Raw genomic sequence first — 3,299 nt, forward strand, 5'->3', positions numbered from 1 at the left:
GAATAGGATGAAGAACATTATTAAGTATGGATTGGCACTGGGGGCGCTAAGCGTAAGTGCGTTGGTTTCGGCACAACCCGTTGTATTGATAAATACCTTTTCAGTAGAGCCGGCCCATGAGGCCGCTACATTAACGTATTGGGAAAATGCGCGAGACGTATTGATGAAGCAACCCGGATACCTATCGACCAAACTGCACCGCTCTTTAAGCTCGGACGCGACATACCGCTTTATCAATGTCGCTGAATGGGAGAGTAAGAAGCAATTCCATGATGCAATACAAGTGATGAGAAAAGAGCTACCACCTTTAAAAATCGAAGGGGTTTCTGCTGACCCTAACTTGTATGAAATTATTCGCGACTAATCAGGAAACCACATAATGAAAACAACTCTAGGAACCTTTTTAGCTATTTTTAGCTTTCTACTTTCAGCGACTCTTTTTTCAACCCATGCCCATGCTGCGGCATACGGTGTGTCAGTCGCTTGGAAAACCGACGATGCTCAAGCGGTATTTGAGGCGATGCCTCATCAGAAAAAAGCATTTGCTAACTTAATTGACGCGGGCTTGGTACACGATATGTTCGTATCGGAAAGCTTTATCGGAGACAAGAAATTTCCGATGATTAAGTTTGTGATTGAAGCGGACAGTGAACAGCACGTTCGAGAGTTGATTGGTAACCTACCATTCCAATTCAAAGAGCTTGTCGAGGTGACTGAAATCAGAGACATTGGTAATAAGTGGTTAAACACTGACGTCGCTTTCAAAAACTACGCAGTCGAACTCGCTTGGACAGAGCCTGAGAATCAATTCATTGTCGATGAGATTATCAGCCAAGATTTACAAATGGTTGTCGATTGGAGCGCTCAAGGCGTGATTACTTCTGCTTACTTAAAACATCAAGAAATAGCTCAAGAGAAGCCAAACCAAAAAGCGATGATCAGACCCATTTACTCAATGGCAATATTGGCTAAAAACGAAGAACAAGCTCGCGGAGTTGCCAGTCAGTTGAATGCAGTAAAGTTAGGCTTCGCTGAAGTTATGATTAGTGAACTTGGATTCAAACTGGAACTATAATTTCGCTAGAACAGAATTGTGACCTCGTTTTCAGATTGCGTAACGACGAGGTCTTAATATGGGACCATGACAAGTTTAGAGTTAAACTTGGCTATGTTCATAGGTGAGTGAGTTTTCGTGACTGGCTCACCTTGTTGTTATTTTATCTTGTTACTTGCTGAGCTTATATTTGGCTTAATTATTGGCTAAACTTATCACTACTCTTTTCTATGTATGGTTTGCTATTAATTCGACCAAACAAACACTTTTTTGATGACCTTTTTATTTATGAACACCTCGCCGAAATGAACGCCAATAGCCCTGATAAGATCACCTTAGACGCTTCGGGTATCGAATTGAATAACAATACTCTCATTAATTCGAGCTCTAACAAGCAGGTCACCTTGTCTTCATCCGAAAGTTTGATCCTTGAACATTTGGTGATGAATAGCCCGAAAGCGATTGGCCGAGACTTCCTTCTTGAACATTGCTGGCCTGGGCGGGTGGTGACAGGAAGCTCGCTAAACGTAGCGATAAAGAACATTCGTACAGCGTTGAATGAACTGAACTGTGAGTGCAAAATTTTAACGGTTCAGAAGCAAGGGTACAGTTTTAGCAGACCTCAACAGCTTGGTGGTTATCTATCAACACCCATTTCTGCTATTCAAACTCAAGTAGCTCAAGTTAATGTTCCTAATGAAACCGTTGAGCTAGAGGTTTTTAATACTGACAGTGATCGCAGTGATGACAGTAAAAGCGAATCTGTATTACCCCAACAACGGGAACTTCATAAACAGCGAAGGGTTAAGAGTTTTCTCACTCGTCACCAATCTCGTATCGTAGGGATGGTCGTCAGCGCGCTTCTTCTCGTGCTGTTTTATCAGTTCGTTTTTTTTATGGATAAAACGAGCTATCGTGGCATGGATGTTTATCACGACAGTTTGAATTTTGATCAAGAATTATTAACCGAACTCAATACCGTCTCAGAACTCGGTGTTGATTCGCTTTATCTGCATCGCATCGGAGTTGGGTGCCAGAATATCCAAGCCGTCGCATTGATAAACGGGCGCTGGAAAGAGATGAGTCACCAGTTTAAATCTTTGTCTTGCGATGACGATAATGACGATGAGCGAGGGTGAGTGATATGAATCGTAAGTTTTGGATGCCTATCTTACTCACGTTTTTTGTGATTCTAAATGTAGGCTTAATTTCTGGGCTCGCAACCAAAAGTACTTATAAATTTTCCGCAGAATACCCGATGGTAGGCTGGGAAAAAATATCACTTCGATTGGAAAATGGTCGAGTCAAAATGCAGTACATTGGTTACGATATCGATGGGAATATCGCTCAAACTAAGCAGATGTTTGGCGTGTTCTTGCGCTGGGGGAATCATTACTACTTTTATCAATTGGATCAAGATCAGGCCCAAGATAAGCAGACATTCAATATCAAGCACTTATACATTCAACAAACACAAGGCAAGCGCAGTGTGTTGGTATCAAATCAGCGCGGCCTTTATGTCACTAAGAAGGGCACGCCGTTAGAGCTCAAAGGCATCATGCATGGCGACCGTTTACGTTGATCCAGTCACTAAACGTGAGTATCGAGCCTTTGGTTAGCTTTTACCGATGACGTTCAGCTTAGTTTTGATAAAGTCACTGTGGTCAACGTAGAGCAGTTCTGCGGTTTTACGGATCACTGAATCTTCAAGTGGGTCAATCTCTCCATCCGCATGCGCGACTTCCCACATAGCTTTGATTAATTCTATGCGAACCGGCTGCGAAAGCTCTCGCAGTTGAGAAGTGAAATCGTACAGAGAAACAGATTGTTCAACTTGAGGCTCAGCTTGTGTTAATAAAGCTTTTGATTCTTCTTCGGTTATGTTCAGTAAACGCTGAAGTAAGTGCAGTTTGGCTTGTTGCTCTGATTCGTTGATCGCGTGGTCTGCACCAGCGACTTCGCATAACAAGCTGGCGATGGCTAAGTTAGGTGAGGCAGTGGGCGTTTTGCCTAAATCAGAGCCGTCAACTAATTGTTTAAATAACGAGGTAAGTGAGTTAAACATAAGAGCATTCCAGTTATGGTGAATATTATTACTATTGGGCCTACGGAGTGTGATCGCAAGCGTCTTTACTTAAAACTGACATTACGAAGAGGTCAGCAATAAGGAACACTTGTTTAGGGCGTGTTGACCTTTCGTGGTTAAATTTTGTTCGAGATAAAAGCGTTTTAATCGCGGCGAGGG

5 protein-coding genes are annotated in these 3,299 nt (G+C 42.5%); 4 read left to right on the forward strand and 1 reads right to left on the reverse strand.

From position 1 onward, the window contains the following. The first annotated feature begins 7 nt into the window (after window positions 1-7). The 4 genes from AB4496_RS18470 (at window position 8) to AB4496_RS18485 (ending at window position 2,636) form a co-directional block, all read left to right on the forward strand. Window positions 8-364, forward strand: a complete 357-nt coding sequence (locus AB4496_RS18470) for an antibiotic biosynthesis monooxygenase (protein WP_012604199.1) — start codon at window positions 8-10, stop codon at window positions 362-364. A 15-nt stretch (window positions 365-379) separates the two neighbouring features. Continuing rightward, window positions 380-1,075, forward strand: coding sequence for a hypothetical protein (locus AB4496_RS18475; protein ID WP_017102684.1), 696 nt, complete (start codon window positions 380-382; stop codon window positions 1,073-1,075). Window positions 1,076-1,494: 419 nt separating this feature from the next. After that, on the forward strand, window positions 1,495-2,193 hold the full coding sequence (locus AB4496_RS18480; RefSeq protein WP_032499115.1) for a helix-turn-helix domain-containing protein: 699 nt from the start codon (window positions 1,495-1,497) through the stop codon (window positions 2,191-2,193). A 5-nt stretch (window positions 2,194-2,198) separates the two neighbouring features. Then, on the forward strand, window positions 2,199-2,636 hold the full coding sequence (locus AB4496_RS18485; RefSeq protein ID WP_029222865.1) for a hypothetical protein: 438 nt from the start codon (window positions 2,199-2,201) through the stop codon (window positions 2,634-2,636). 33 nt (window positions 2,637-2,669) lie between these two features. On the opposite strand, the gene AB4496_RS18490 is transcribed toward AB4496_RS18485, so the two are convergent. Further along, a complete protein-coding gene (locus AB4496_RS18490; protein ID WP_009847013.1) occupies window positions 2,670-3,119 on the reverse strand; it encodes a TerB family tellurite resistance protein in 450 nt (149 codons plus the stop codon). Between the last annotated feature and the right edge of the window lie 180 nt (window positions 3,120-3,299).

The organism is Vibrio sp. 10N.222.46.A1, from assembly GCF_041473595.1.
In the GTDB taxonomy this organism is placed as follows: Bacteria; Pseudomonadota; Gammaproteobacteria; order Enterobacterales; family Vibrionaceae; genus Vibrio; species Vibrio tasmaniensis_A.

Coding starts and splice junctions, on each gene's coding strand:
- AB4496_RS18470 (WP_012604199.1), top strand. CDS start 8: ATGAAGAACATTATTAAGTATGGATTGGCACTGGGGGCGCTAAGCGTA.
- AB4496_RS18475 (WP_017102684.1), top strand. CDS start 380: ATGAAAACAACTCTAGGAACCTTTTTAGCTATTTTTAGCTTTCTACTT.
- AB4496_RS18485 (WP_029222865.1), top strand. CDS start 2,199: ATGAATCGTAAGTTTTGGATGCCTATCTTACTCACGTTTTTTGTGATT.
- AB4496_RS18490 (WP_009847013.1), bottom strand. CDS start 3,119: ATGTTTAACTCACTTACCTCGTTATTTAAACAATTAGTTGACGGCTCT.